A 26,762-nucleotide genomic window follows, 5' to 3' on the forward strand; every position below is an offset into this window, starting at 1 on the left:
CCCCGGTGTCGACGGAGCCGATCTGCATGGACCAAGCGACTGCGCGGGAAGGAACGGGAGGGGATATCCCGGTCGCGCGACTGATCGACGGGGTGGACTGGGCAGCCAGCCCGCTGGGTCCGCGCGCGCAATGGTCGGCCAGCCTTCGCGCATCGCTGGGCCTGATCCTGCCCGCCGCCACCCAGATCGTGATGTTCTGGGGCCCGGACTTTGTCGCCCTGTATAACGACGCCTATGCACCGACCATCGGCGACAAGCACCCCCATGCGCTGGGCCGGCCGGCACGCGAATATTGGGGCGAGCTGTGGGACGATCTGGGACCGCTGCTCGAAAATGTCCGCGCGACCGGCGAGACTTTTGCCGCGAACGACCGGCCTTTCTACATCGAACGGCGGGGCTTCGGCGAAACAGTCTATTTCGACGTATCCTATTCGGCCGTCCCCGATGATGACGGCTCGATCGGCGGTGTGCTCTGCCTGGTTTCGGAAACCACCGAGCGCGTGCTTGCCGAACGGCGGCTGCGCGACAGCGAAGCGGCCCTGCGCGCCAGCGAGGCGGTGGCGCGCAGCCAGACGCATCAGCTGGCCGCAATCTATGACGGCTCGCCGGTGGGGCTGGCGGTGCTGGATACCGACCTGCGCTATGTCCGAATCAACGAGCTGCTCGCGGCGTGGAACGGCATTCCTGCCGCCGACCATATCGGCCGCCATGTCCGCGAGATCGTGCCCGATCTGGCCGATCAGGCGATCCGCGCGTTCGAACGGGTACTGGCCGGCGAATATATCACCGGGCTGGAGATCTGCGGCGTCACCCCCGGCCAGTCGGAAAGCCCCCGCATCTGGCGACAGAACTGGGTGCCGCTCTATGGCGAGTTTGGCGCGATCACCGGCATCGCCATTTCCTGCGAGGACGTGACCGACGAGCGCCGCGACCAGCTTGCACTCGAAACGCTCAACCGCGTGGGGGCTGCCCTGGCGGCCGAGCACGCACTCGAACGGCTGGTGCAGATGCTGACCGATGCCGGCGTCGAACTGACCGGCGCACGGCTGGGCGCCTTTTTCCACAACAGTCTCGACGAGGATGGGGAACGGCTGCATCTGTTCACGCTGTCCGGCGACGACAGCAGCCATTTCGCCGCGTTGGGGCGTCCCCGCGCCACCGGTGTATTGGGGCCGATCTTCCGCAATCGGATCATCCGCTCGGACGACATCACCCGCGATCCCCGCTATGGCAACAACGCGCCCTTTTCGGGCATGCCGCCAGGGCATCCGGAGGTCGTCAGCTATCTGGGCGTGCCGGTGGTGTCGCGCAGCGGTGGCGTGCTGGGCGGGTTGCTGTTCGGCCATCCGGAGCCGGCCCGGTTCACCGCGCGGCACGAGGCGCTGGCCGTCAGCTTGGCCGCACAGGCCGCAGTTGCGATCGACAATGCCCGGCTGCTCGCCGACGTGCGCAGCGCGCGCGACACGCTGGAACGCCGCGTCGAGGAACGCACTGCCGCGCTGAAGGAAGCCGAGGCCGCGCTGCGCCAGAGCCAGAAGATGGAAGCGATGGGCCAGCTGACCGGCGGCGTGGCGCATGACTTCAACAATCTGCTGACGCCGATCATCGGCAGCCTCGACCTGATCCTGCGCAAGGTCGGCGACGATCCCGCGCTGCGGCGGCTGATCGACGGTGCGTTGCGCTCGGCGGAGCGGGCGAGCACGCTGGTCCAGCGGCTGCTGGCCTTCGCCCGGCGCCAGCCGCTGCAGATTGCGCCGGTGGCGCTGGAGGCGCGGGTCGAGGATATGGTACCGCTGCTCGAAAGCACGCTGGGACCGCAGATTGCACTGGTGGTGGCGCGCGACGAGCCGCTGGCGCCGGCGCGCGCCGACCCCAACCAGATCGAAATGGCGTTGCTCAATCTGGCAGTGAATGCGCGCGATGCCATGCCTACGGGCGGCACACTCACCATTCGCGTTGCGAGCGGTGAGGCCGGTGCGGACACGCCGGAGCTGGCGCCCGGCCCATATGTGCGGCTCGCGGTGGTCGATACCGGGACCGGCATGGATGCGGAAACGCTCGCGCGCGCGGTCGAGCCGTTCTTCTCCACCAAGGGCGTTGGCCGCGGCACCGGGCTGGGCCTGTCGATGGTGCATGGCCTTGCCAGCCAGCTGGGCGGCACGATGACGCTGTCCAGCGTGCCCGGCGAGGGCACGACCGTGGAATTATGGCTGCCGGTCAGCGACACGCCGGTACCCGAACGCACCATCCGCCCGTCACGCGATGCAGCGCCGGGCTCGGGCCACGTATTGCTGGTCGACGACGAGGACGGAGTGCGCGCGACCGCCGCCGAGATGCTGCGCAGCATGGGATATGAAGTCCATCAAGCCGATTCGGCCCTCGCCGCGCTGACTTTGGTCGAGCATGGCCTGAACCCGGACCTGATTGTCAGCGACCATCTGATGCCGGGCATGACCGGCACCGAGCTGGCGCGGACGCTGCGCGCCCAATTTCCTTCGGCGCCGGTGCTGATCGTGTCGGGCTATGCCGACCTCGCCGGCCTGTCGAGCGAGTTCGCCCATCTGCCCAAGCCCTTCCGCCATGCCGAACTGGCCAAGGCACTCGACGCGCTGGTGCAGAAGCACGCTGCGGCGTGATTTTGCGCGTGACGGCGCCGCATCCAGCCGCCAATAGCCGCACGCATATCCTCCCGTGAAAGGAACATGCGCGCATGAAACTTTGCCGTTTTGGCCAGCCCGGCCAGGAAAAGCCGGGCCTTGTCGATGCGAGCGGACAGGTCCGCGACCTCTCGGGCATCGTGCCCGATATCGGGCCTGCGGAGCTGGGCGCCGACAGCCTGGCGGCGCTCGCCGCGATCGATCCCGAGACGCTGCCGCTGGTCGGTACGCCCGAACGGTTCGGCACGCCGGTGGCGGGCACGCGCCAGTTCATCGCCGTGGGTCTGAACTATAGCGACCACGCCGCCGAATCGAACATGCCGATCCCGGCCGAACCAGTGCTGTTCACGAAGGCAGTGAGCTGCATCCAGGGGCCGAACGACCCCGTCCGCATCCCGCGCGGATCGACCAAGACCGACTGGGAAGTCGAGCTGGGCGTCGTGATCGGCACCGAAGCATCCTATGTGTCCGAGGAAGACGCGCTCGCGCATGTCGCCGGCTATTGCGTGATCAACGACGTTTCGGAACGCGAATATCAGCTCGAGCGCGGCGGCACCTGGGACAAGGGCAAGGGCTGCCCCACCTTCGGCCCGATCGGCCCCTGGCTGGTCACGAGCGACGAAGTCGGCGATCCGCAGACGCTGGGCATGTGGCTCGATGTCAACGGCACGCGCGTCCAGACCGGCAGCACCGCGACGATGATCTTCGGCGTCGCCCATCTGGTGTCGTATATTTCGCGCTTCGTGACGCTGCTGCCCGGCGACGTGATCACCACCGGCACCCCGCCGGGCGTGGGCATGGGGCAGAAGCCGGCCCCCTGGTATCTGAAGCCGGGCGACACGATTGCGCTGGGCATCGACAAGCTGGGCGAGCAGCACCAGAACGTCGTCGGCTGAACTCAGGCGGCGGCGATCTCGGCCCGCTCGGTCTCCGCGATCCAGCCGCCGCCCAGCACCCGGTCGCCGGCGTAAAGCACCGCCGCCTGGCCGGGCGCGACGCCATATTCGGGTGCCTCGAACACCACCCGGTCTTCGTCCAGCCGCGCCGGCACCGGCTTGGCGAGGCTGCGTACCTTCACGGTCATCGGCCCGCGATAATCGCCGCCAAGCCAGTTGATTCCGGTGATCCGCGCGGCCTGCACCGCCAGCGCGCGGCGCGGGCCGACGACGACGCGGTGGGTATCCGGCTCCAGCCGCAACACATAATAGGGCTCGGCCGCGCCGCCGATCTCCAGTCCGCGCCGCTGGCCCACCGTAAAGTGAATCAGACCGCGGTGCATACCCAGCACGCGCCCGCTTTCATCGACGATCTCGCCGCCGGTTTCCGCTTCAGGCCGCAGCTTCTTGACCAGCGACGCATAGTCGCCATCGGGCACAAAGCAGATGTCCTGGCTGTCGGGCTTGGCCGCGACGCCCAGCCCGAGTTCGGCGGCGAGCTCGCGCACCTGCGGCTTGGGCAGCCCGCCCAGCGGAAAGCGCAGGAAGTCGAGTTGCGCCGCCGTGGTCGCGAACAGGAAATAGCTCTGGTCGCGTGCGGGATCGGCCGCGCGGTGCAGCTCGGCCCCACCCGCCCCTACCGCGCGGCGGACATAATGGCCGGTCGCCAGGCAGTCCGCCCCCAGATCGCGCGCCAGCGCGAACAGATCGGTGAATTTCGGCCCCATATTGCACTTCACGCACGGAATGGGCGTGCGACCCGCCAGATATTCGTCGGCGAAATCGTCGATCACCGTGCTGCGAAAGCTCGATTCGTGGTCGAACACATAATGGGCGATGCCCAGCTTGTCGCACACCGCCCGCGCATCGCGAATGTCCCGGCCGGCGCAGCAGCTGCCGGCACGGCCCACCGCTTCGCCATGGTCGTAAAGCTGCAGCGTGATACCGATCGTCTCGGCACCGCTGCGCGCGGCCAGCGCCGCCACGACCGATGAATCGACGCCGCCCGACATGGCGACGACGATCCGCTTGCCGGCAAGCGGGGCCTCGAGCTGAAAATCACCAGGAACCATCGCCGCCACATAGGGTGGCTTGCGGTGAGGCGCCACCCATAGGGCTACGTCAAGCAATCGGGAACCTAGGTTAAGCCGAGGTTTGCGTCGCCTTTACGGGCCTTTCAGCACTCGCCGCTAAAAGAGACATTATAGAGATACGAAGCTTGGGTGCGTAATTGTGGATTTGAGTTTTGCCCGGCTGGATCGCGACGTCGCCATAACCGCCCTGCCCACAGGCCTGGCGGTGCTGATGGTCGGCATCGCGACCCGCCAGGCGGCCAGCCCCACCGCGCGCGCCCAGACCCGGCTCTCTATGCCCATCCCGGCAGCCGCGCTGCTGTCCCCTGCCCATGGTGCATTCCACCAGGCGGCGGCGGCGGCGCTCAGCCGGTGGGCACAAAAGTGAAGCGGGCGTTTACCTTGCCATTTTAGCCGATGTTCAAGGCCGGGCGATAATGGTCGTTTCAGTGAATGCGTAACAGGGGCATCGGCCCCGATCGAGGTTGGTAGATGATTGAGAACCAGAAGATCCGTCCCGCGAAAGTCATCGGCCCGCTTGGCGAACCGCTGACTCTCGAGACGCTTCCGCCGCCCGAGACGACTCGGTGGGTCGTGCGCCGCAAGGCGGAGGTGGTCGCAGCCGTGAATGGCGGGCTTCTGACCGTGGACGAGGTCTGCGAACGCTACAACCTCACCGTAGAGGAATTCGCCGGCTGGCAACGCGCGATCGATCGCTCAGGCATGCCGGGGCTGCGCGTGACGCGCATCCAGCATTATCGCTCGCTGTACGAACGCCAGCAGAAATACTGATTCGCGCACCCCTTGCGCCCCAACCGCGGCCCGCTTCTCGCACGAGAGGCGGGCCTTTTTGTTTCGTTTCCGCCAAGCTGCGGCAAGTCTGCCAAAAGTTCCGGCGAGCATCGCAAAAATCGGTACGGAACCAACATGAGCGTTTGCGGATTTTCGCTTCTGTCGCCCGCCTAGACGGGCAAGAACAGGAGGGACAGATGGTAGGCTTTATCGTTTGGCTCGTCATCGGCGGCGTCGTCGGTTGGCTCGCGAGCATCATCATGCGGACCGATGCCCAGCAGGGCATCTTCCTGAACATCGTCGTCGGTATTGTCGGCGCGTTTATCGGCGGCCTGCTGTTCGGCGGTAACATCAACAGCGGGATCATCACCCCGACCACCTTCCTGGTGTCGCTGCTGGGTGCCATCATCCTGCTGGCAATCGTCAATCTGGTGCGTCGCGGCGCAGTCCGCTGACTCGCAGGTTACGCTGACCCCCTTGTCAGCGTCGTACGGAAGGGCCGCCCCCGGGGGCGGCCCTTTTACTATCGGCCTATTGCAGCAGGAACCGTACCGTCAGCGTGGCGGTGATGCGCTGCTCCCCCGGCAGAACCGCCGTTTCTGCGCTCGCCTGCGCCCGCGCGACGAACATCGGCATCGGGCGCGGCGGCGTGGTGGCCTCGCCTTCGGAAATGAGCAGGATGCGATCGACCTTGAGGCCCGCCGCCTGCGCATACAGAGCAGCCCGTTCGCGGGCGCGCTTCACCGCATCGCGCCGCGCCTCGTCGAGCGCGCCGTCTTCGTCCGCCAGCCCCATGACCGGTCCCGAGATGCTGTTCGCACCTTGTGCCAAGAGCGTATCGAGGATCGCACCGCTGCGGGCGATGTCGCGAAACCGCACCGTCACCTGATTCGACGCCTGATAGCCGGTGATCACCGGCGGCTTGTTGTCCTGCTGACGATATTCGGGGTTGAGACTGATCGCGGCGGTCTGGAGGTCGCGCTCCGCCACGCCCGCCTTGCGCAGCGCGGCAAGGACCGCCGCCATGCGCGTCGCGTTCTGCCGCATCGCCTCGGCCGCCGTGGCCGCGCTGGTCACCACCCCGGCCTGGATCGTCGCCATATCCGGAACGCGCGTGGTCGCGCCCTCCGCAACCACGGTCAGCACGGTACCGGTGGCTGGCAGCGCCGGCACTGCGGCCTCCTGCGCCACGGCAGGTACGGTCGACGCCAAGACGGCAGCTATCGTCAGCGGTGCTAGCGCAGGCATGAAGCAGCGGTTCATCGGTTCCTCCTTGTCGTTGCTGCCATCCGGCTGCCAGAGCCGGCCCGAACGGGGGATGAACGTAGCTTCGCGAGAACGCCAGGCCGGCGCTCCAACAAGAGCCGATATTTTGGATTTATTTGCACGGACTTGCATTATTTCTAAATGAAAACGGTTTCGACTTGCGTAGCGCACGAATTCCCTGCCATGCCGCCTTCCGCAGCGGAATCAGCCCCCTTGTGGCGGGTGATATATTCATATAACACAGTGCCACGGATACGGCGTACTGCCGTGCAGAGGGCGGGCGATGAACTACGAGGCAGGGATGTTGGGACGGCAGGAACGGCTCGGTTACGAGGGCGACACCGCGCGGCGGGGCCGGCGCTGGCTGTGGATCGGGCTTGGTGCCTTCGTCGTCATCCTGGCGGCTGCCTTTTTGATGTTCGGCAAGCCGAAGACCACGGCCGTGCAGGCCGCCAGCGGCAACGGCGACGCAGCCCGCGCGCAAATGTCGACTGTCACCGTTGCCATCCCCGGCCGGACGACGATTTCGACGATCGTGACGGGCACGGGCAGCCTGGCGGCCAAGCGCGAAATGCCGGTCGGCGTGGCCGGCGAAGGCGGCATTGTCACGCGCGTGCTGGTCGATGCCGGCAGCTGGGTGGAAAAGGGCCAGGTGCTCGCCACCGTCGACCGGTCGGTGCAGGCGCAGACCGCCGAGTCGCTGGCAGCGCAGATCCGCGTCGCCGAGGCGGATGCAAAGCTGGCCCAGGCGAATCTCGAGCGCGCGCAGAAACTCGTGTCGAACGGCTTCATCTCGCGCGCCGATATTGACCAGAAGACTGCCGCGCGCGACCAGGCACTGGCGCGCGTTCGCGTCGCCACTGCCCAGCTCGCCGAAACCCAGGCCCGCAACCGCCGGCTCGACATCCGCGCACCTGAGGCGGGGCTAATCCTCGCCCGCCAGATCGAACCGGGCCAGATCGTCAGCTCGGGCTCGGGCGTGCTGTTCCGCATGGCGATGGGCGGCCAGATGGAGCTGCGCACCCAGCTTTCCGAAAGCGACATCCAGAAACTGCACGTCGGGGCACCTGCCGAGGTGACACCGGTCGGCTCGCAGCAAGCCTTCAAGGGCGAAATCTGGCAGGTTTCGCCGGTGATCGACCCGACCAGCCGGCTTGGCATCGCCCGCGTCGCGCTCGCCTATAATCCGGCGCTGCGTCCGGGCGGCTTTGCCAGCGCGCGGATCGTCGCCGGCGCCGTGACGAGCGTGATACTGCCGCAATCGGCGATCCAGAGCGACCAGCAGGGCAGCTTCGTCTTCATCCTGAACGACCGGAACGAAGCCGTGCGTCGCCCGGTCAAGACCGGCGACGTTTCCGACAATGGCGTGGTGGTGACCGAAGGGCTTTCGGGCAATGAGCGGGTGGTGATGACCGCAGGCGCGTTCCTCAACCCGGGCCAGAAGGTCATTCCCCAGCTCCAGAAAAAGTAAGGGACGGCGCGATGAGCTTTCGCAACATCTCGGCCTGGGCGATCCGCAACCCGGTGCCGCCCATCGTGCTGTTCCTGTTCCTCACCATTGCGGGGCTGGTCAGCTTCAACCGCATGGATGTGAACAACAGCCCGGACATCGACTTTCCGATCGTCTGGATCTCGATCAGCCAGCCCGGCGCCGCGCCGAGCGAACTGGAGACGCAGATCACGCAGAAGGTCGAAGCCGCCGTCCGCAGCCTGCAGGGAATCGACGAGATCAACTCGACCGTTTCCGAGGGCAATAGCCAGACGGTGGTGCAGCTGGCGATCGGCACCCCGATCGACCGCGCGGTGGAAGATGTCCGCAGCGCAATCCAGCAGATCCGCGGCAACCTGCCCGACGGCATTCTGGAACCGCAGGTCGGCCGTGTCGACAGCGCCAGCAACAACGACGTTGCCAGCTTCACGGCGACCGCAACCGACATGACCGTCGAGCAGCTCTCCTGGTATATCGACAACACCGTCTCCAAGGAGCTGCTGTCGATTTCCGGCATGGCCGCAGTGCAGCGCAACGGCGGCGTGAACCGGGAGGTCAGCGTGGTGCTCGACCCGGTGAAGCTCGCCAGCTTCGGTCTGACCGCCAGCCAGGTGAACCAGCAGCTGCGCCAGGTGAACCTGAATGCCGCCGGCGGCCGCGCCCAGATTTCGGGCTTCGAACAGTCGCTGCGCGTCGTCGGCAACGCCAAGGACGCCTATTCGCTGGGCCAGACCCAGATCGCGACCGGCACGGGCCGTACCGTGCGGCTGGCCGACATCGCCACCGTCAAGGACGGCTTTGCCGAACGGCGCAACTTCGCGCGCTATGACGGGCATCCGGTGATCTCGTTCGACGTCCAGCGTGCCAAGGGCGCCTCCGACGTCACCATTTTCGAAGAGTCGCAAAAGAAGCTGCAGGCGCTCGAAAAGGCCAATCCCAAGGTCCATTTCGAGCTGCTCGACAATTCGAGCAAATACGCGAAGGAACAGTTCAACACCGCGATGGAAGCGATGATCGAGGGCGCCGTGCTCGCCGTCATCGTGGTTTTCATTTTCCTGCGCGACTGGCGCGCGACGGTCATCTCGGCCCTGGCCATTCCGCTGTCGGCGATCCCCAGCTTCTGGTTCATGGACATGATGAACTTCACGCTGAACCAGATGACGCTGCTTGCGCTCAGCCTGGTCGCGGGCGTGCTGGTCGACGATGCGATCGTGGAAATCGAGAATATCGTCCGCCACATGCGGATGGGAAAATCCGCCTATCAGGCCGCAATCGATGCCGCCGACGAAATCGGGATCGCCGTGCTCGCCACTACCATGTCGATCGTCGCGGTGTTTCTGCCCGTCGGGCTGATGCCGGGCATTTCCGGCCAGTTCTTCAAGAATTTCGGCCTGACGGTGGTGGCCGCCGTGCTGATGTCGCTGGCAGTCGCGCGCATGCTCACGCCGATGATCGCGGCCTATTTCCTCAAAGCGCACGGCCATGCCGAACATGGCGGCGGCCCCGTGATGCGCCTGTACGTCCGCATGCTCGAATGGACGCTGTTGCACCGCTGGGTGGCGATTGTCGGCTATGTGCTGTCGCTGGCGGCAACAATCGCCTTGCTCGTCACCATGCCGCAGACCTTTCAGCCGGCGCAGGACGAAGACAGCGTGACTGCCACAATCGAGATGGTGCCCGGTAGCACGCTCGAGCAGACCGACCGCGTCGTCCAGCAGGTCGCCGGCATCCTGCGCGCCGAACCCGGCGTCGAACACACCTATGCGCGCACCCAGGTCGGGAGCGGCCGCGTGATGGCGACACTGGCGGAAAAGAACAGCAGCGCGCGCAAGGAAACGAGCACCGAGTTCGAAAAGCGCGTGGCGCCCAAGCTGCTTGCCATTCCCGATGCGCGGGTGAACTTCCGCTCGCAGTTCGGCTGGGGCTCGTCGGGCCGGGACCTGACGATCACGCTGGGCGGCGAGGATCCGGAACTGCTCAACAAGACGGCACTGACGCTGGTCAAGCAGATGGAAGGGCTGAAATCCGCGGTCGCACCGCGCATTTCGGGTGACCTGCAACGCCCCGAGATCGTGATTGCCCCGCGCCTCGACCTCGCTGCCGATCTGGGCGTGACGACGGCCGCGCTTTCCAACGCGATCCGCGTCGCGACGCTGGGCGATATCGAACAGAATAGCGCGAAATTCTCGCTTTCCGATCGCCAGATTCCGATCCGAGTTGCGCTCGATCAGGATGCCCGCACCCGGCTGGACACGCTCCAGAACATGCGCGTCCAGACCCAGACGGGTGGCTCGGTACCGCTATCGTCGGTAGCGGACATTCGCTTTGCCGCCGGCCCCACCAAGATCGAGCGACTGAACCTGCAGCGCCGGCTGGTGGTCGGCGCCGACCTGGCGATGAACCCGGCGACCGGCAAGCCCTATGTCTCGGGCGACGTGATGAAGGAAATTCACAACCTTCCGATCATGAAGGCCCTGCCGGTCGGCGTATCGGAAATGACCGTTGGCCAGGCAAAATGGCAGAACGAGATGATCAACAACTTCATCATCGCGCTGGCATCGGGCATCTTCCTGGTCTTTGCGGTGCTGGTGCTGCTCTATCGTCGCTTCGTCTCGCCGATCGTCAACATGGGCTCGCTGCTCAATGCGCCGCTGGGCGGGCTGATCGCACTGGCCATGCTGGGCATGCCGGTCAGCCTGCCGGTTTACATCGGCATGCTGATGCTGTTCGGCATCGTCGCGAAGAACTCGATCCTGCTCGTCGATTTCGCGCTGGAAGAGATGAACAAGGGTGTGCCCAAGGTCGTCGCCATCGTCGATGCAGGCCGCAAGCGTGCCCAGCCGATCGTGATGACCACGATCGCGATGGTTGCCGGCATGGTGCCGACCGCGCTTTCGCTGAACGGCGACTCGTCCTTCCGCGCGCCGATGGGCGTGGTGGTGATCGGCGGCCTGATCGTATCGACCGTGCTGACGCTGGTGATCGTGCCGGCATTGTTCAGTCTGGCGGTGGGGCTGGAAGGCTGGCTGGGGCCGCGGCTGTCGCGGCGACTGCTCACCTATCGTCCGGGCGACGATGGCAGCCGCGTGATCGGGGCGGCGCCCGGTGCAGCGGCGATTGACCATCACCCGGGCGACGACTCCGTCCAGCCGGCGGAATGACCCGCGCCTCCCCAGCTTGCGGGCACAAGCGGGGGAGGGCATGGTCGGGCGCATGACGGCCCGACCGCCCTTCCCCCTTCTTCCCCACCGGCGGCAGGGGAGCGCAAGGCAGTGCACGGCGTTTCTCCGGCAATGATCGCGCCGCTCCTGTCCCCCCGCCCGCCTGTCGCCCCCGGCCTGCGCCGCATGCGCCTGGTTGCCACCGGGCTGTTGCTGCTGATGGCGGGGACCTTCCTGCTGGCCCGCCATTTCGAGCCGGCCCATCCCGCCATTCCCTTTGTCCGCGCCTTTGCCGAGGCGGCGATGGTCGGCGGCCTTGCCGACTGGTTCGCCGTAACCGCGCTGTTCCGCCACCCGCTCCACCTGCCGATCCCCCACACCGCCATCATCCCGCGCAACAAGGACCGGATCGCCGACACGCTGGGCCAGTTCCTCCGCGCCAACTTCCTGATTCCCCGCGTCGTCGCGCGGCGGATGCAGCGGCTGGACGTCGCGGCGGCCGCCGGACGCTGGCTGGCAGCGCCTTCGCCCGGCAATGGCCGCATCGGCGCCGGGGCTTCGCGGCTGGCCGCCTATATCCTCGAATCGCTCGATCAGGAGCGGCTGGGGGGCATGGTCAAAGGCGCGATCGCGAGCCGGTTGCGCGGTATCGACATCGCCCCGCTGTTCGGCCAGGCCCTCGCCGCCGCCATCGCCAACCAGCGCCACCTGCCGCTGCTCGACGCGATGATCCGCTGGACCGCGCGCATCCTCGACGCAAACGAGCATCTGATCCGCGACATGGTCCATGCCCGCGCCGGATCGGTGCTGCGCTGGACGGGGCTAGACGAAACGCTGTCGACCAAGATCATCGAGGGACTGCACCGGCTGATCGCCGAAATGGCCGAGGATCCGCACCATCCCCTGCGGCTGAAGGCCGAAGAGGGGCTGGAACAGCTCGCCGCGCGATTGCAGGACGATCCCGAACTCCGGGCGCGGGTGGAAGCGTTCAAGGCAGAGATGCTGGAGAACCAGGCCTTCCAGCGCTGGATCGACGGCCTGTGGGAACAGAGCCGCAGCGCGATGCTGCGACTGGCGCGCGATCCCGAGCGCGCACTCGGCGGTCGCATGGGTGAGGCGCTTCGCCAGTTCGGCGGCACGCTGCAGCAGGATGCGCGGCTGGCCGGTACCATCAACCGCTTCGTCCGCCGCACCGCCGTGGGTGCCGCTTCCGACTATGGCGACGGCATCGTCCGGCTGGTATCGGACACGATCCGCGGCTGGGACGCTGATACGGTGACCACGCGGCTGGAGAACGCCGTGGGGCGCGACCTGCAATATATCCGCATCAACGGTACGCTGGTCGGCGGCATGGTCGGCGTAGCGATCCACGCGGTGGATGTGCTGCTCTAATCGGTTTGCAAACACAGTACAGGTTTGTTTGCAAACCCGCGCGCCTATCGCCAGTCGAGCTGCGCCCAGCCCTTTTGCGCTGCCAGCCGCGCCAGCGGGCCATGCGCGTTGACGGCGAAGCCTTCATCAGCCCAGCCAAGCAGCGGCGCATCCGAGACATGGTCCGAATAGGCGCGTATATGCAGTCCCGCGCGCTCCAGCCCTTCCGCCGCCAACCATTTTTCGACGCGATGGAGCTTTACGAGCCCGTAACAGTTCTCGCCGTCGAGATCGGAGAGAATATGCCCATCCCGCGTGTGCTTCGCATTGGTGGCGATGACGTCGTCAAACCCCAGACGGCGCGCGATAGCGTGCGCGTAATAATGGTGCGAGGCCGTGGCCATCACCAGCCGATAGCCGGCGGCGCGATCCGCCGCGATCTGCGCCCGGGCGCCGTGCAGCACGCCCGTCTCCAGTTCGACATCGGCGAAGGCCTCTGCCACCGCCGCCATCTCTTCCGGCGGCAGGGCACGCCCCAGCATCAGCCGCTGTGCAAGCCGCTTGAGTCCCGCACGGTCGATATACTTCAGGTAATAGCCGATTCCGGCGACACCCAGCACCGGCAGCCAGGCCAGCCGCCACGGCGCACGGGCGCGCGCCGCATGGACCAGGAACCGCGTCCAGGTCGGCTTCAGGGTGATCGTCTTGTCCATATCGTAAATGGCGAGGTGCTGCATTGCGGCATTTAGGCGCGGAGGAGCTTGCCGTTCCAGCCGGAATCGCAGAAAGGTGGCCGCGATGAGCAACGCTGCCGACTTCGAGATGACCGAAACCGGGAGCGGCCCTGTACTCCGCTTTACCGGCAACCTGTCCCTCGCCTGTCTCGGCGACCTGCCGGACCGGCTGGAACGGCTGGACGGCACCGTAGCGCGAATCGACCTCAGCGATGTAGGGCGGATGGATACGGTGGGCGCCTGGGTGGTCCACCGTTTCGCCCGCCAGCGGGGGGTGGAAGTCGGCGGTCTGGGTCAGGACGAACAGAATCTGTTCGATCAGGTGGTCGCTGCAGAACATCCCATCCAGCTGCCGCCGCCGCCGCTGGGCACGTTCACGCGCGTGCTGAGCGAAGTGGGCCACGGCGTGATCGTCGCGGGGTACACGCTCTACGGCCTGCTCGGCTTTATGGGCGCGACGCTGATCGCCTTCTGGAACGTCGTCACCCATCCGCGCCGGTTCCGCTTTAACGCGACGGTGCACCGGTTCGAGGTAGTAGGCGTATCGGCGCTGAGCATCATTGGCCTGATGAGCTTCCTGATCGGGATCGTCATCGCCCAGCAGGGATCGGTGCAGTTGCGCCAGTTCGGTGCCGAAATCTACACGATCAACCTGCTCGGCCGCATCACGCTGCGCGAACTCGGCATTCTGATGACCGCGATCATGATTGCCGGCCGTTCGGGCTCTGCCTTTGCCGCGCAGATCGGCACGATGAAGCTGACCGAGGAAATCGACGCGATGCGCACGATCGGCGTGTCGCCGATGGAGGCGCTGGTGCTGCCGCGCGTGCTGGCGGTGGTGCTGATGCTGCCGCTGCTCGGCTTCTATTCCTCGCTCGTCTCGATCCTCGGGGGTGGCCTGCTGTGCTGGGCCAGCCTCGATATTCCGCCGGTGACGTTCATCGCGCGGATCCGCGAAGTCGTGCCGCTCACCGATCTGTGGGTGGGCATGATCAAGGCGCCGGTGTTCGGCGCGATCATCGCCATGGCAGGCTGCTTCCACGGCATGCAGGTGGAAGGCGATGCCGAACAGGTTGGCCAGCGCACGACGACGGCGGTGGTGCAGGCGATCTTCCTGGTGATCGTGCTCGACGCATTTTTCGCGGTGTTCTTCAGCGAGATCGGCTGGATATGAGCCAGACGCCCCATGACGAGGACGTGCTGATCCGCGTGCGCGGCCTGCGTAACGGATTCGGCGAGCAGATCGTCCATGACGAACTCGACCTCGATGTGCGACGCGGCGAGATTCTGGGCGTGGTCGGCGGATCGGGTACGGGCAAGTCGGTGCTGATGCGCTCGGTCATCGGGCTCCAGACGCCGCTTGCCGGCACCATCGAAGTGTTCGGCGAAAACACGATCGGGCGCGAGGAAACCGAGGCGGTGGAGATCCGCAAGCGCTGGGGCGTGCTGTTTCAGGGCGGTGCGCTGTTTTCCACCCTCACCGTCTCCGAAAATGTGCAGGTGCCGCTCAAGGAATTCTATCCCGGCCTCGACCAGGCGCTGCTTGAGGAAATCGCCGCCTATAAGGTGGTGATGACCGGCCTTCCGCCCGATGCCGGCCCCAAATATCCCGCCGAACTTTCTGGCGGCATGAAGAAGCGCGCAGGCCTTGCCCGCGCACTGGCGCTCGACCCCGAGTTGCTGTTCCTCGACGAGCCCACCGCCGGGCTGGACCCGATCGGCGCGGCGGCGTTCGACGAACTGACGGCCTCGCTCCAGAAGACGCTGGGGCTAACGGTCTTCCTGATCACGCACGACCTCGACACGCTCTATGCGATCTGCGACCGCGTTGCCGTGCTGGCGGACAAGCGCGTGATCGCGGTGGGAACGATCGACGAACTTCTCGCGCTGGATCACCCCTGGATCCAGGAATATTTCAACGGGCCGCGCGGTCGCGCCGCGGTGGCCGGCGCCGAGCGCGCCGCGCAGAGGACATGACAGGCTGATGGAAACGCGATCAAATCATGTGCTCGTCGGCGCGGTCGTGCTGATCCTGCTCGCGGTGCTGGCGCTGTTCATCGTCTGGCTTGCGCGGCTGGGCGGCGGCGATGAGCGCGAATATGACATCTTCTTCAAGCAATCGGTCGACGGGCTGAGCCGCGGTTCCTCGGTCAGCTTTTCCGGCGTGCCGGCGGGGCAGGTGAAGGAGATCGAATTCTGGAAGCCCGATCCCAGCCTGGTGCGCGTGCGCGTCAGCCTGAACCCCGACGTGCCGATCCTCGAAGGCACGACGGCGACGATCCAGGGCAGCTTCACCGGCCCCAGCGCCGTGCAGCTCGACGGCGCCGTGAAGGGCGCACCGCCGATCCGCTGCCCCGATGAAAATCCCCGCGCCGCCTGCCCGCTGGGCGTGCCGGTGATCCCGACCAAGCAGGGCGGCCTGGGTGCGCTGCTCAGCTCGGCACCGAAGCTGCTGGAGCGACTGACGACGCTGACCGAGCGCGTCTCCGACCTGCTGAATGACAAGAACCAGGCCTCGATCTCGGGCATTCTTGCCAACACCAATCGCCTGTCCAAGTCGCTGGCCGATCGCGGGCCCGAAATCGCCGCGACACTGGCCGAAACCCGCGAGGCGATCGAGAAGGCCGGCACCGCCGCCCAGCAAATCGGCGAACTGGCCGCGACTACCAACGGCATGATGGCCAGCGACATCAAGCCGACCATCGCCAACCTCAACGCCACGATCACCTCCGCGCGCAAGAGCGTCGAAACGCTCGACGCCGCGATCGGCGATGCGCGACCGGGGCTGCAGAGCTTCTCGAACAAGACGATGCCCGAGGTCGGGCAGCTGGTGCAGGATCTGCGCGAAATGTCGATCGCGCTCACCAATGTCGCGCACCGGCTCGACCAGGGCGGCGCATCGAGCCTGATCTCCCCGCCGGCACTGCCGACCTACAAGGCCAAGAAGTGAGAAACCGGATGAAACAGCCCGCGATCGCCGCCATCCTGCTCGCCGCCATCCCGCTGTCGGGCTGCATCTCGTTCGGCGCCAAGCCGCCCGCCTCGCTGCTGACGCTGCAGGCGGCGACGGCGCTGCCGGCGGGGGCGGAACAGAAATCCGGCGATGCCAAGGCAGTCTCGATCGCTCCGCTGGGCGCGCCGCAGGAGCTGGCAACGACGCGCGTGCCGGTCCATTCGGGTCCGGACGGAACGACGATCGCCTATCTGAAGGATGCGCAGTGGGTGGAAGGGCCAGCCAGCCTGTTCGGCCGGCTGCTCGCCGACACCGTTGCGGCACAGACCGGCCGCATCGTGATCAGCCGCCGCCAGTCGCTGACCACGCCCAGCGCAACGCTGGCCGGCGACGTCCGCGCCTTTGGCATTGATGCCGCACAGATGCAGGCGGTCGTGGCGGTCGACATGATGCTCGCCCGCGAGAACGCCACCGGTTTCGAACGTCGGCGTTTCGAAGCGCGCGTGCCTGTATCGCGAATTGATACGCCGGAGGCGGGGCAGGCACTCAACCAGGCTGCGAACCAGGTCGCAGGCGAAATCGCCAGCTGGCTGGGCAACTAGTCCCGATCAGGGCCGTCGCCGCACGCCCACCGGCAAATCGCACACGCTCACCCCGGTCGCGACGGTGGGCGCCGCCGGATGTTCGCGCATCGCGATCATCGCGGCGTAACGGGGATTGTCTGCGGCGCGATACTGGAAGTGCGGCCGCTCGTCTGCCGGCAACATGCTCGCCAGCCGCACCCAGCTGATCGGCGTGCGCTCCGCAGCGGTGGCGTAGACGCCCATCGGCGCGTCGCTGCGCGGCAGGGCGGAGAGATACTGCATTCCCTCGATCACGCGCCCCACCACCGTGTAATTGCGGTCCAGCCGGCGCGCCGACTGGCCGATCGGCGTAAACAGCTCGCTGCCGGTGCCGGTGTCGGGCAGCTGGTCGCGCGCCACGCCGACCATGCCGTAGCAATGGGTGAGCCAGGCCGCCTTGCCATCGGTGGCGATCGGCCAGCCATCGGCAGTCACGCCCGACGCCGTGGAGTAGGAATCCGCCTTGGACAGGCGCTGTGCGGGGGTGAAGGCGCCGATTTCGAACTCGGCGGCGGGGCGCGCAAGGATTTCAGGCGGCAGCGGCTTCTTTTCGGTCGGGTCGCCCCATTGCGCGACCCAATTTTCCTGCACGCGGTAGATGCTCTCGCCATCCCACCAGCGCGCATCGGCGAGCTTGCGGATATTGCTGACATGGGCCGGCGCAAACCGGGCCGCTAGGCGAATGACCACCTGCCGCCCATCGGCCAGTGTGATGATCAGGATTTCGTCGTCGGGAATATCGTGCCAGTCGCCGGCAACAGGATCGGACGGCAGCGGCGCAGCCTGGGGCGACGTCTGGCCAAGCGGCTGGGCGGCGGCGAGCGCAAGCAGCGCCAACGAGGACTTGAGCATGGAAACAAGCTTGGCACGCCCATGCCCGCTTGCCTAGGGGCCGCGCAGGCGGTAGGGCACCTCCCTTCCAGGCTCTTTCATGCGGAGCGGTGGCCGAGTGGTCGAAGGCGCTCGCCTGGAAAGTGAGTATACGGCAAAACCGTATCGAGGGTTCGAATCCCTCCCGCTCCGCCACTTATTCGGCATACCGTTTAGTCAACTGACGATTGGTGAACACTGGCACTGCTTACCGCCACCATCCCGTACGGTGCACCCGCATTCGCCGACTTCGGCTCACCCAGAATTATGTCATAGTCAAGTTTCTAATTATATCTGCCCAAATCGCACCAACATTGGTAGCTGAATACATTTCTTCAACTACACTCTTTCCACGTTGCGCGATCTCAGAACTTTTCTCACGATTCTCGAATACCCACCTCATCTGCGATGCAGCCGAGTTAATGTCCGGCTCGGCCCAGCGCTGACCCTCGCCAAAAGGATAATCCCCTGGCGAAAGCGCCTTCAAGCCAGCAGAGACCAAGATCGCCGAATCAGGGTGCGTGTAATCCATGTTCCCAGAATGCGCCGTGACTATCACCGGCAGTCCGAGCCCCATCGCCTCTGCGATATTTCGCCCGAAACCTTCAGCCCGATGCAGTGAAACAAAACAGTCGCACGATCTGTAAAGATCCAACAAGCTACCTCGCTCCAAGGAAGAGTCGATTAGAAATAGTCGCGGGTCACTGCGGGAGCGGCGCTGAAGCGCGCGCCACGCCTCCGATTCCTGAGCACGAATTCCTTTGATTACAAGACCGACCCCTACATCCCCTCGAGGAAAAGCCATATCAAATGCCGCAAGGCATGCTTCCGGATTTTTTCGCCCGTCGGACGATAACGCGTCGTACGAAAATATGAAAAGAAATGTTCTTTCCGGTAAACCAAAGTCTTTCCGGCTCAAGCCATCGCTCTGGTTGTAGGATACCGCCATTGGCATATGTCGCACCGGAATGCGGGCGGATCGAACGAAAGCATCGTACGTATAACGAGACGATGCCCAAATTTCATCAACAAGCCCATAAACTTTCTGCCACACCTTGGGAAACTCGGGTAACTCCCATGGCCAGAATCCGATCGTGTGCCGTCCCTCGAACGATTCCGCTCCAAGCAGATTGAAAATGCGCGGCGCGTCGATACCGGTCGTACAAAGCATAGAAATCCGATAGCGCGCATCCGAGGAGAGATGCGCGCGGACGCTAAGATCCTCCGCGCGCTCTTGGCCACCCGACACGTCGAGGATGGTGAACGGGATTTTTGCCGCCTGCAGCGCTTTGGCAGCGCAACGAACGTCTTCCCCGATGCCAAAGCGTTTTAGGGGATAGCCAATAAGATTTACCCCAAATGGCCGTGAAGCATCCGATGCTCGGACTCTCGGTCGTGCAAGGCCGACCCGCGGATGACCCAGAATAGGCCATCGCGCTAATCCGCGGGATGACAGCCAGCTCAACAATTCGCCGCTAGCTGGATCCGCGAATCGATTCTGCACTTCAGCGTCAGTCTCCCAAATCCACCGAATTATCCAGGGCGCGCCGTATATCGGATCCCGCGAACATAGCTGCACACATTCGACGTCGGTCAGTAATGGGAGCCAAGCATATTTCTTTACGGCACATACAAAATACCAACGAAGCAACGCTAACTGGCCTTGTTCACACTCGATATCCGCAGCAATTTGTTCACGCTTCATGGCCTCCACCATCAGCCATGTTATGGCGACTGGACCTCTCATCACAACGAGAGGCCAAGGGCGAAGCCATTCTGCAAACGCCGTCGAACACAGGGCATCCGAAACAACGCCGACTTCTTGAAAACCGTGGAACAGAAACCATTTTGCTAATTGCGCCCGACCGGACGCGGTTGAAATGTTAAAGGCGGCCTGCAGATCGCGCCGCTCCCGCCACATATATAAAACGAAACCTGGAACGCGGAAGTGAAAGGGAACGCGCCGACGCCACAAAAGCGTGCGGAGCATTTTCTTGAAAGTGCCAGAAAAAATGCTGCCAGCTTCTAACAGTCGATTGAAGCACGAAACTATCATTACGGCATCTTCATTTTAGATGTGCCAGATAAAACGTCATTCAAAGCGGACGCGATAATAAAATTATACATTCGCTCCAAATGCGCCACTCACCCCTTCCTACGCCACCGATCAACCGCCCTGCGCCCGTACAAAATCTTACGCAATTTTGAAAAAAGGCCGTCCATGGCGAACCTCGCGGCACACAAAGCGCCACCTCTGTTCAAGAGTAAATCCCAGAATATCGGGCGAAAATCATGCCACACCGTATTCGTATCGTCCAGCTTCTTATACAACGACCAGAAATTGCGAACGCCGAGCGCGGCCGGCATGTTGAATACCCCATGAAATCCGAAACTCTCGCGCAAGTTCCCCGCACGTTCCGTCGAGAACGCATCCGCTATGTTTGGCGGTGCAAACCGCAAACCTCGACTCTCTAGGAGGCGTCGATTGAGTCTACCGATAGCAACGTCCTCTGGATGGCACACGCGAAAGCCCAAATCCTTACATTGGCGCAAAAGCTCAACGCTCCGCAACGAAAATCCCCCGTTTCCGACATCGAAGCCGTCCCTAAATTGCGGCCATCTAGCACCAATATAATCATAGCCAAGGAAGAAATCTTTCCAGCAGTCCGGATTTAAAACAAACCCATCCCACTGAACGACAAGACAATGCGTTGTGCCGACGAAATCAACAAGTTGATTGATTATAAATCGAGAATATTCTTCGGATGAAGAAATTTTGTTAATTTTAACAAAATTTATATCATCATTCAAATCGCGCGGCCGAAAATGAGAAAATAATTTGCATTCCGCGAACTGAATAAATCGCGAAGACGCCTGCAGCGAAGCAACCGTTGCATCAACATTAGTCGATGTTACCGCGCACAACGTTACCTGCGGCAACGATATTTTGCGCTTAGAATTCATGATGCTCGTATAATTCATGCTATAATCGAATAACAAACTTCTCACTAAAGGCACTAAGATTCGGATGATGGTATGGATCAACCAGGGTATCGGTATGCCACCGCTCTTTTAAATTGGCCAGCTCTCGCGCCAAACGCGCCGAACCGACTGCGTCGCGATCAAAGCCCCGGGACACTGACTCGTGATGAATCAATACCGAACGAGGCTCATACAAACTTTGCCATCCTTTGACGTTAAGGCGCATGCAAAGATCTACATCATTGAACGCGACTGGAAATCTCCTTTCATCAAACCCGCCAACCGACAGAAATTTGTCTCGGCAAACTACTAGGCAAGCCGCCGTAACAGCGGAGACAAATTGCGGGAGATTGTGCCGCTGGAAATAGCCATCCTCGTTGGGATGCAGCAGGCGATGCGCATGAGCCGCACCACCTCCAATACCGAGCACCACACCGGCATGCTGGATCCTTCCGTCCGCATAAAGTAATTGCGCGCCCACCGCCCCGACGTCAACTCGAACACTTTGCGCCACCATAATCGATAACCAGTCCGGTTGAATAACCTCAATATCATTGTTAAGAAAGCAAACGAATGGCGACTTGCACTCTGCGATGGCGCGATTATTTATAGCTGAAAAATTGAATTCACCCGGATGGTTTATAACTCTACAGTTACCGTTATCAATCGAACTAAGAAAGTTAATGGTTTGCAAGTCGTCGCTATCATTGTCAACGACAATAATATCGATGTTTTTATATTCGGTTTCACTAAGACCGGCGAGACATTTTTTTAAAAGATCAACCCGATTCCGCGTAGGAACGATAACCGTCACCGGGGGCATATTAGCGCTTTCGGATACCACCGCTTTTACACGCATGGGATTCGGACGAGAAACGCGATGATGAAGGATTTCAGGAACGGAGTGCGCTCCGCCAACCTTGATCGCGTGTCGAGTGATTTCTTCAATCCAATTTATTTTAGACGCGGTTTCTACAAATTTTTCTTTGGGTACGTTAATTATCGACGAACCTGATACATAATCAAAATGCTGAAAAAGTTCCTCATTCCATTTCGGCTTGAAATGTGGCGCGTGGTAGTTGCCACCGGAAGATACTAAGTCATCGTCCGCGTAAATAACCGCCTTGGTGGCACGCCGAGCGGCGTCGCGGTATGTGCCAGCGCTCCCGGGCGCAAGAATATCGCCAGAGAGCATCGGTAACAGCCAGGGCTTCGCGTCCCAGTTGATTGCCTCTATCGGCGCAATGAAGGAAGCTGGCTCCCCACCGCACAGTTCAAACGATGGTATACCTTCGCTATCCAAACTTGAACGCGTTCGTTCCGCTGCGTGATCACCGCGCACGTCAATCAGTCCGATTATCAGTGGCATTTCCTCAGGCGGCGAGGCTGCCGCAACTTCGTTGCGGCAGCGCCAGAGATGATACGCCGAAGGGGCCGCGCCTAGCAATGGTGCCATCTGTGCGCGGGAACGAAGACGCTTTCCCCGGAAGCGCCACCACAGCGCGCGAACGTATGATTTCGGCGTCCGCGTCAAGGCTTGAATGTGAGTTAACGCCGAAAGAACCGCCCGTTCGATCATGCCGTGGGACCACCTTTGTACGCCTGCGCGCTACGACAAAACAGCTTGACTTGCGATCCGCTGCGTCCGCCGCGGAAGCGATCGACCGTGAGCTCAATGATCTCGTCGCCTCCGAGCCCGGACCGGGCATTTCCAGTGAACGGACAATCAATCGGTTCGTGTGAGCTGCCATTATCCGACCATAAAAGCCCCGTAGGGCGTTGATGCCGGCCTAGGTATCGCAGAGACAAAAGTGATATCACTAGCCGAAATAGCAGAACGCCCGCGTAAGGCATTTAAAGAGCGTCGTACGTGCGAACCGCCGCCTCTATGTCATCAAACAACTCCGCGTGTCCGTTGTGAATCACAATTCCTCGATTGCAATACTGCCGAACATACTCATTATTATGCGACGCAAGGATCATCGCCCTATCCCCTCGCTTCTCAATGAGTTCAGCGTGGCATTTGCGCTGAAAATTCTGATCGCCGACCATGATGATCTCGTCGATAAGATAGCAATCGAACTCAATCGAAAGCGACAAAGCGAATGCGAGGCGGGCACGCATACCAGATGAATATGTCTTGACCGGCATTCGAAGATGCTTGCCCAGTTCGGTGAACTCCTCGACGAACTCGCGCGTTCGATGATAATCCTGTCCATATATCCGGGCAATGAAGCGTGCGTTGTCGTAGCCGGTCATACTACCTTGAAACCCACCCGTAAAACCGAGCGGCCACGATACTGACATGTTTCGGATGATACGCCCCTGACTAGGGAGTTCGACGCCACCGATTAATTTAATGAGCGTACTCTTACCGGCGCCGTTTCGTCCCAATAGCGCAACTCTGTCGCCAATCTTGATGTCGAAGTTCAAATCTGACAGAACGACCTTCGTTCCGCCACCATGCTTGTACATCTTGCTAATATTTTTGCAGGTTATCATTCGACGGTCAACGTTTTCCGGACGTGTCGGCATAGCATCAAACCAATAATCAGCGAGATCGCGGAACAAAAAATTGGATTCCAGGGATCATAATACGCATCCACTTCATCCCCCCAGATTCCAGCACGCATCATCTCCATGCCATTTACGAACGGAGAGAATAGTAGATAATCCCGAAGGCTGGGGGTCAGCCACGACAACATGCTGAATGCGCCAGAAAAAGGAATCATAACATAAGTCGTGACCGGAATAAGCTTTTCAACCACTTCCGAAGTTTCCGACAACGGCGCCATTATGAAACATACGGACAACACGAATAAAGAATACAGAAACCATCCTGCGAAAAATAAACCGAGATCAGCCGGCACAGGAAAAAGACCGAATACCATTAAAACCAAAGCAATAAAAAGATAGGCCATCATGCTACCTAGTAGCTCAATAGCAAAGCGCACCACGATAAAATCGATGATCTGCACCTGCCGATGGTACATTAGCGCACTGTTGGCAGTGAAAATACTTACTGAGCGGGAGATTGCGTGACGAAACAAGGTCAGCGGTATATAGCCCGTTACTACAAAGGCGGAAATGCCGACCCCATGCTCTTCCGGCCCCTTTAGGAAGCGCCAGATGATTGCAACGAGGCCCGCGAACAGGAGAGGTTCTACCATCACCCAAAGAAAGCCGATGTTCTCACGTCCGAAACGCGTATTCAATTCGCGAATCATAAGCGCCTTAATGACTCGCCTCTGAATTTTCACGCTCTTTCGAAATCGACTAAGAGTAGATTGCCTCATCATCAATCATCCGGCTTATGTTCCAAAATGCCGACAACGAGCATCCAGCCAATGAAATACAGGCAAGTGGCGGCAGCCGCCACGACAATGATGTCGGTTAGCCGCTTTGGGAGAAGCGGCATATCAGGCAGATTTGGGTCAACAATGCGCTCGAGGTAGAATTGCTGTCGCTGAGCATCCGCATGCGCCTGTACCAGTGCGGCATTTGCGACGTTGAGGCTTTGCGCCGAAAACTCCTGTTCTACGAGCAAGTTTTCGTACCCGCCCATTTTCGATGCTATTCCAGTGCCCGTTCCTACTACGCGACTGTCCTGCGAAGCGATTTGTCCAGACATCGCAGCAATGCGCGCGCGCAGCGCGGGAATCCCCGGATTCCCTGGCGCCACACGTTGCATCTGCTCGAGCTGCGCTTTCATTGCAGCGAGCTGGGCGGTGAGACCGTTGGCGATTTCCAAAACACCCGCTGCCTGTTTACCGGGGTCGATGAGCGCCTTCCGATTACGGTATTCTGCGAGAGCCACGCGCGCCGCCTTTGCGCGCGCCGTCGCTTCATCGACCTGCTTCTTCGCCTCTTCGATACCCTTGTTCTGAGCCCTTGCGTTCAGCCGGTTGACCAAAGCCTCACTAAGCTCGAGTAGGCGCTCGTTAATGCGATATGCGTCGGTGGGCGTGAATCCCTTCACTCGTATCACCGCGACACTCGTTTCGTGATCCAGGCTTGCCTCAACCATTCTCCCGTAGAACTTGTAAAGCGCTTCGAAGGAGTCATTCGACAGTGGGCGAGGAAAGCGCGACAGAAAGTCGGCGGAGCTGGACGAGAATCTCGCTCGGATCTGCGCATCTTTTTCAAGCAGCCGAAGCGCGTCGCGTGACCGCGCAAAAGAAAGAACCTCGCTCGTCTGCTCCTGCCCGGCGGACAATCCAGTCGTCTGGATCAGATTCGCTAGCGTGGACGTTTGCGAACGTTTCTGATCGGGGCTCTTAATTACGAACCGCGACTCGGAAATATATACGTCAGAAGCAATAAACCCGTAGTAGATCGCGGCCAATATCGTTGGAAGGACCACGATTGCCAGAAACCAGCCGCGCCTTGCGATACGCTGCATCAAAGTGGGTTGCATATATGCCTTAGCGGAGGCTAATTTCAGAGAATGCTCGACGTTCATACAAGACCTTAAACACACCCCGCGCGTGCGCGACGCTCGCTGGCCATGCCCACGCCGCTAAGCTAACGGCCGCTGCCATGCAAGCGGCAATGCGGCCCATATATAAGAGGGAGACGCGACAATCGAGAAATTCGGTGGCGGCGTCTTGTCGGTCGTTGCGAACGGGTGCTAGGAGCCCGCGAGCCCCTGCTGGTTGGCTTTAGGTTTGGGGCTTTGGCTTGCGTTTAGATTTTCGGGACTCAGATGCGCGGTAAGAATGTTATCAGCGTTGTGCTGTTGTGCGGTTTGTCGGCGTGCGCGACGCTGCCTCGGAGCGGCCCGACGGGTTCCCAGATGAACAAATCGCTCGCCGACGGTGCGCCGCAATCGCAGATCTCGATTGTAGAAGTCACGCAAACCAGTTCGATCCTAGATCCCGTCGATTTTTTGGCACCTCAATCGCCGCTGCCCGAGGCGAGCCCTCCTCCTACGGACTTGGTGGGCCCGGGTGATATGTTGGAAATTAACATCTATGAGGCGGGTGTTGCCCTGTTCAGCGGCGGCGGCGTTGGCGGCCAAGGCTCGACAGCGCCAACCTCCGGTACGCCTGGAGTCCAGGTTCAGAAGCTCCCTTTGACACGCGTGGATGATCGGGGCGACATTTTCGTGCCTTACGCGGGAAAGCTGCATATTCAGGGACTTACCGTCAGCGAAGCCCAAATGCTGATTCAGCGATCCCTTCGGCGCCTGTCGCAAAATCCGCAGGTCCTGATTTCCGTCGTTCAGCCGATCACCAATTCCGTAATCGTGGGCGGTGAAGTCGCCAAGCCGGGTCGGCTGATCCTTCAAACCAATCGCGAGACGCTTACCGACGTCATTGCGCTGGCTGGCGGCTACCGCGGAAGCGTGCACGATCTGGTTGTTCGCGTGGTCCGCGCAAACGCAAATGCCGATTTCCGACTTGACGACATCTTGCAACGCCGTTCACTCGATGTCCGTGCGGTACCGGGCGATCGATTAATGCTCATAAACGCACCTCGCAGCTTTTCGGTACTGGGGGCGTCCGGAAGGGTGGAGCAACTTCCCTTCACACGCCCGGAAGTATCGCTCGCGGAAGCCATTGCCACGGCTGGTGGCGTCAACCAAAATTTCGGCGACCCTGCCGCGATATTTCTTTTCCGTTACGAAAAGAGCGAGAACGACATCTCCAAGCCCGTCGTCTATCACATTAACCTGATGGACGGTAAGGCGTACTTGATCACCCAACGTTTTATGATGCGTGACAAGGACGTTTTATACTTTGGCAACGCCGCAGCCAATCAGCCTGCGAAGCTCTTCCAACTAATCAGCCAATTGTTTACCCCGCTTGTGACCGTTACAGCAGCGGCGCAAACGTTGAAAAATTGAGGGCACCT

General features: G+C 62.0%; 23 protein-coding genes and 1 tRNA gene. 14 read left to right on the plus strand and 10 right to left on the minus strand.

The window, feature by feature from the left end:
- Window positions 1-26: 26 nt before the first annotated feature.
- Complete coding sequence (locus ACT53K_RS13610) at window positions 27-2,636, plus strand: PAS domain-containing protein (RefSeq protein ID WP_476229221.1); 2,610 nt, start codon at window positions 27-29, stop codon at window positions 2,634-2,636.
- Window positions 2,637-2,710: 74 nt separating this feature from the next.
- Window positions 2,711-3,553: a fumarylacetoacetate hydrolase family protein gene (locus ACT53K_RS13615; RefSeq protein WP_476229222.1), complete on the plus strand. Its 843-nt coding sequence runs from the start codon at window positions 2,711-2,713 to the stop codon at window positions 3,551-3,553.
- A gap of 2 nt (window positions 3,554-3,555) precedes the next feature.
- Here the strand turns inward: ACT53K_RS13615 and mnmA are convergent, their stop codons facing one another.
- On the minus strand, window positions 3,556-4,665 hold the full coding sequence (mnmA, locus tag ACT53K_RS13620) for a tRNA 2-thiouridine(34) synthase MnmA (protein WP_476229398.1): 1,110 nt from the start codon (window positions 4,663-4,665) through the stop codon (window positions 3,556-3,558).
- Between the two features lie 160 nt (window positions 4,666-4,825).
- Here mnmA and ACT53K_RS13625 point away from each other — a divergent pair, with 160 nt between their 5' ends.
- From ACT53K_RS13625 to ACT53K_RS13635, 3 genes are all read left to right on the plus strand, one after another.
- Window positions 4,826-5,053: a hypothetical protein gene (locus ACT53K_RS13625; protein WP_476229223.1), complete on the plus strand. Its 228-nt coding sequence runs from the start codon at window positions 4,826-4,828 to the stop codon at window positions 5,051-5,053.
- Between the two features lie 104 nt (window positions 5,054-5,157).
- A complete protein-coding gene (gene sciP / locus ACT53K_RS13630) occupies window positions 5,158-5,457 on the plus strand; it encodes a CtrA inhibitor SciP (protein ID WP_476229224.1) in 300 nt (99 codons plus the stop codon).
- A gap of 197 nt (window positions 5,458-5,654) precedes the next feature.
- On the plus strand, window positions 5,655-5,912 hold the full coding sequence (locus tag ACT53K_RS13635; RefSeq protein WP_476229225.1) for a GlsB/YeaQ/YmgE family stress response membrane protein: 258 nt from the start codon (window positions 5,655-5,657) through the stop codon (window positions 5,910-5,912).
- Window positions 5,913-5,988: 76 nt separating this feature from the next.
- Here the strand turns inward: ACT53K_RS13635 and ACT53K_RS13640 are convergent, their stop codons facing one another.
- The gene (locus ACT53K_RS13640; RefSeq protein WP_476229226.1) at window positions 5,989-6,720 is read right to left on the minus strand and encodes an SIMPL domain-containing protein; all 732 of its coding nucleotides are present in this window, start codon (window positions 6,718-6,720) and stop codon (window positions 5,989-5,991) included.
- A 286-nt stretch (window positions 6,721-7,006) separates the two neighbouring features.
- On the opposite strand from ACT53K_RS13640, the gene ACT53K_RS13645 reads away from it, so the two are divergent.
- The 3 genes from ACT53K_RS13645 (at window position 7,007) to ACT53K_RS13655 (ending at window position 12,765) form a co-directional block, all read left to right on the plus strand.
- Window positions 7,007-8,194, plus strand: coding sequence for an efflux RND transporter periplasmic adaptor subunit (locus ACT53K_RS13645; RefSeq protein ID WP_476229227.1), 1,188 nt, complete (start codon window positions 7,007-7,009; stop codon window positions 8,192-8,194).
- 11 nt (window positions 8,195-8,205) lie between these two features.
- Complete coding sequence (locus tag ACT53K_RS13650; protein ID WP_476229228.1) at window positions 8,206-11,373, plus strand: efflux RND transporter permease subunit; 3,168 nt, start codon at window positions 8,206-8,208, stop codon at window positions 11,371-11,373.
- A 186-nt stretch (window positions 11,374-11,559) separates the two neighbouring features.
- Window positions 11,560-12,765: a DUF445 domain-containing protein gene (locus ACT53K_RS13655; RefSeq protein ID WP_476229399.1), complete on the plus strand. Its 1,206-nt coding sequence runs from the start codon at window positions 11,560-11,562 to the stop codon at window positions 12,763-12,765.
- A gap of 44 nt (window positions 12,766-12,809) precedes the next feature.
- Here ACT53K_RS13655 and ACT53K_RS13660 read toward each other — a convergent pair whose 3' ends face one another.
- Window positions 12,810-13,481: an HAD family hydrolase gene (locus tag ACT53K_RS13660; RefSeq protein WP_476229229.1), complete on the minus strand. Its 672-nt coding sequence runs from the start codon at window positions 13,479-13,481 to the stop codon at window positions 12,810-12,812.
- 61 nt (window positions 13,482-13,542) lie between these two features.
- On the opposite strand from ACT53K_RS13660, the gene ACT53K_RS13665 reads away from it, so the two are divergent.
- From ACT53K_RS13665 to ACT53K_RS13680, 4 genes are read left to right on the plus strand one after another with little or no spacing between them, the layout of a single operon-like run.
- Window positions 13,543-14,652: an MlaE family lipid ABC transporter permease subunit gene (locus ACT53K_RS13665; RefSeq protein WP_476229230.1), complete on the plus strand. Its 1,110-nt coding sequence runs from the start codon at window positions 13,543-13,545 to the stop codon at window positions 14,650-14,652.
- On the plus strand, window positions 14,649-15,455 hold the full coding sequence (locus ACT53K_RS13670; RefSeq protein ID WP_476229231.1) for an ABC transporter ATP-binding protein: 807 nt from the start codon (window positions 14,649-14,651) through the stop codon (window positions 15,453-15,455). Before ACT53K_RS13665 ends, ACT53K_RS13670 begins: the two co-directional genes overlap by 4 nt.
- 7 nt (window positions 15,456-15,462) lie before the next feature.
- Window positions 15,463-16,428 (plus strand): MlaD family protein, encoded by a 966-nt coding sequence (locus tag ACT53K_RS13675; RefSeq protein WP_476229232.1) that lies wholly within the window; start codon window positions 15,463-15,465, stop codon window positions 16,426-16,428.
- A gap of 8 nt (window positions 16,429-16,436) precedes the next feature.
- A complete protein-coding gene (locus ACT53K_RS13680) occupies window positions 16,437-17,033 on the plus strand; it encodes an ABC-type transport auxiliary lipoprotein family protein (RefSeq protein ID WP_476229233.1) in 597 nt (198 codons plus the stop codon).
- A gap of 6 nt (window positions 17,034-17,039) precedes the next feature.
- Here ACT53K_RS13680 and ACT53K_RS13685 read toward each other — a convergent pair whose 3' ends face one another.
- A complete protein-coding gene (locus ACT53K_RS13685; RefSeq protein ID WP_476229234.1) occupies window positions 17,040-17,906 on the minus strand; it encodes a peptidylprolyl isomerase in 867 nt (288 codons plus the stop codon).
- 83 nt (window positions 17,907-17,989) lie between these two features.
- Here ACT53K_RS13685 and ACT53K_RS13690 point away from each other — a divergent pair.
- Window positions 17,990-18,080: transfer RNA gene (locus ACT53K_RS13690), tRNA-Ser, on the plus strand.
- Between the two features lie 109 nt (window positions 18,081-18,189).
- Here the strand turns inward: ACT53K_RS13690 and ACT53K_RS13695 are convergent.
- The 6 genes from ACT53K_RS13695 to ACT53K_RS13720 form a co-directional block, all read right to left on the minus strand.
- Window positions 18,190-19,980 carry a glycosyltransferase gene (locus ACT53K_RS13695; RefSeq protein ID WP_476229235.1) on the minus strand — a complete coding sequence of 597 codons (1,791 nt, stop codon included), beginning with the start codon at window positions 19,978-19,980 and terminating at the stop codon, window positions 18,190-18,192.
- A gap of 89 nt (window positions 19,981-20,069) precedes the next feature.
- Window positions 20,070-20,906, minus strand: a complete 837-nt coding sequence (locus ACT53K_RS13700; protein ID WP_476229236.1) for a DUF5672 family protein — start codon at window positions 20,904-20,906, stop codon at window positions 20,070-20,072.
- Between the two features lies 1 nt (window position 20,907).
- Window positions 20,908-22,485: a glycosyltransferase family 2 protein gene (locus ACT53K_RS13705; RefSeq protein ID WP_476229237.1), complete on the minus strand. Its 1,578-nt coding sequence runs from the start codon at window positions 22,483-22,485 to the stop codon at window positions 20,908-20,910.
- Between the two features lie 275 nt (window positions 22,486-22,760).
- Window positions 22,761-23,408 (minus strand): ABC transporter ATP-binding protein, encoded by a 648-nt coding sequence (locus ACT53K_RS13710; RefSeq protein ID WP_476229400.1) that lies wholly within the window; start codon window positions 23,406-23,408, stop codon window positions 22,761-22,763.
- Window positions 23,405-24,133, minus strand: coding sequence for an ABC transporter permease (locus ACT53K_RS13715; protein ID WP_476229238.1), 729 nt, complete (start codon window positions 24,131-24,133; stop codon window positions 23,405-23,407). The genes ACT53K_RS13710 and ACT53K_RS13715 overlap by 4 nt, the downstream gene beginning before the upstream one ends.
- Window positions 24,134-24,204: 71 nt before the next feature.
- Complete coding sequence (locus tag ACT53K_RS13720) at window positions 24,205-25,368, minus strand: KpsE/RkpR family capsule polysaccharide export protein (RefSeq protein WP_476229239.1); 1,164 nt, start codon at window positions 25,366-25,368, stop codon at window positions 24,205-24,207.
- A 333-nt stretch (window positions 25,369-25,701) separates the two neighbouring features.
- On the opposite strand from ACT53K_RS13720, the gene ACT53K_RS13725 reads away from it, so the two are divergent.
- Window positions 25,702-26,754 (plus strand): polysaccharide biosynthesis/export family protein, encoded by a 1,053-nt coding sequence (locus ACT53K_RS13725; protein WP_476229240.1) that lies wholly within the window; start codon window positions 25,702-25,704, stop codon window positions 26,752-26,754.
- Window positions 26,755-26,762 lie beyond the last annotated feature (8 nt).

Source organism: Sphingomonas sp. DMC8 (assembly GCF_056314185.1).

Coding starts and splice junctions, on each gene's coding strand:
- ACT53K_RS13650 (WP_476229228.1), top strand. CDS start 8,206: ATGAGCTTTCGCAACATCTCGGCCTGGGCGATCCGCAACCCGGTGCCG.
- ACT53K_RS13725 (WP_476229240.1), top strand. CDS start 25,702: ATGAACAAATCGCTCGCCGACGGTGCGCCGCAATCGCAGATCTCGATT.
- ACT53K_RS13635 (WP_476229225.1), top strand. CDS start 5,655: ATGGTAGGCTTTATCGTTTGGCTCGTCATCGGCGGCGTCGTCGGTTGG.
- ACT53K_RS13660 (WP_476229229.1), bottom strand. CDS start 13,481: ATGCAGCACCTCGCCATTTACGATATGGACAAGACGATCACCCTGAAG.
- sciP (WP_476229224.1), top strand. CDS start 5,158: ATGATTGAGAACCAGAAGATCCGTCCCGCGAAAGTCATCGGCCCGCTT.
- ACT53K_RS13615 (WP_476229222.1), top strand. CDS start 2,711: ATGAAACTTTGCCGTTTTGGCCAGCCCGGCCAGGAAAAGCCGGGCCTT.
- ACT53K_RS13645 (WP_476229227.1), top strand. CDS start 7,007: ATGAACTACGAGGCAGGGATGTTGGGACGGCAGGAACGGCTCGGTTAC.
- ACT53K_RS13715 (WP_476229238.1), bottom strand. CDS start 24,133: ATGATTCGCGAATTGAATACGCGTTTCGGACGTGAGAACATCGGCTTT.
- ACT53K_RS13700 (WP_476229236.1), bottom strand. CDS start 20,906: ATGAATTATACGAGCATCATGAATTCTAAGCGCAAAATATCGTTGCCG.
- mnmA (WP_476229398.1), bottom strand. CDS start 4,665: ATGGTTCCTGGTGATTTTCAGCTCGAGGCCCCGCTTGCCGGCAAGCGG.
- ACT53K_RS13670 (WP_476229231.1), top strand. CDS start 14,649: ATGAGCCAGACGCCCCATGACGAGGACGTGCTGATCCGCGTGCGCGGC.
- ACT53K_RS13720 (WP_476229239.1), bottom strand. CDS start 25,368: ATGAACGTCGAGCATTCTCTGAAATTAGCCTCCGCTAAGGCATATATG.
- ACT53K_RS13665 (WP_476229230.1), top strand. CDS start 13,543: ATGAGCAACGCTGCCGACTTCGAGATGACCGAAACCGGGAGCGGCCCT.
- ACT53K_RS13640 (WP_476229226.1), bottom strand. CDS start 6,720: ATGAACCGCTGCTTCATGCCTGCGCTAGCACCGCTGACGATAGCTGCC.
- ACT53K_RS13675 (WP_476229232.1), top strand. CDS start 15,463: ATGGAAACGCGATCAAATCATGTGCTCGTCGGCGCGGTCGTGCTGATC.
- ACT53K_RS13680 (WP_476229233.1), top strand. CDS start 16,437: ATGAAACAGCCCGCGATCGCCGCCATCCTGCTCGCCGCCATCCCGCTG.
- ACT53K_RS13685 (WP_476229234.1), bottom strand. CDS start 17,906: ATGCTCAAGTCCTCGTTGGCGCTGCTTGCGCTCGCCGCCGCCCAGCCG.
- ACT53K_RS13610 (WP_476229221.1), top strand. CDS start 27: ATGGACCAAGCGACTGCGCGGGAAGGAACGGGAGGGGATATCCCGGTC.
- ACT53K_RS13710 (WP_476229400.1), bottom strand. CDS start 23,408: ATGATAACCTGCAAAAATATTAGCAAGATGTACAAGCATGGTGGCGGA.
- ACT53K_RS13695 (WP_476229235.1), bottom strand. CDS start 19,980: ATGATAGTTTCGTGCTTCAATCGACTGTTAGAAGCTGGCAGCATTTTT.
- ACT53K_RS13655 (WP_476229399.1), top strand. CDS start 11,560: ATGCGCCTGGTTGCCACCGGGCTGTTGCTGCTGATGGCGGGGACCTTC.
- ACT53K_RS13705 (WP_476229237.1), bottom strand. CDS start 22,485: ATGATCGAACGGGCGGTTCTTTCGGCGTTAACTCACATTCAAGCCTTG.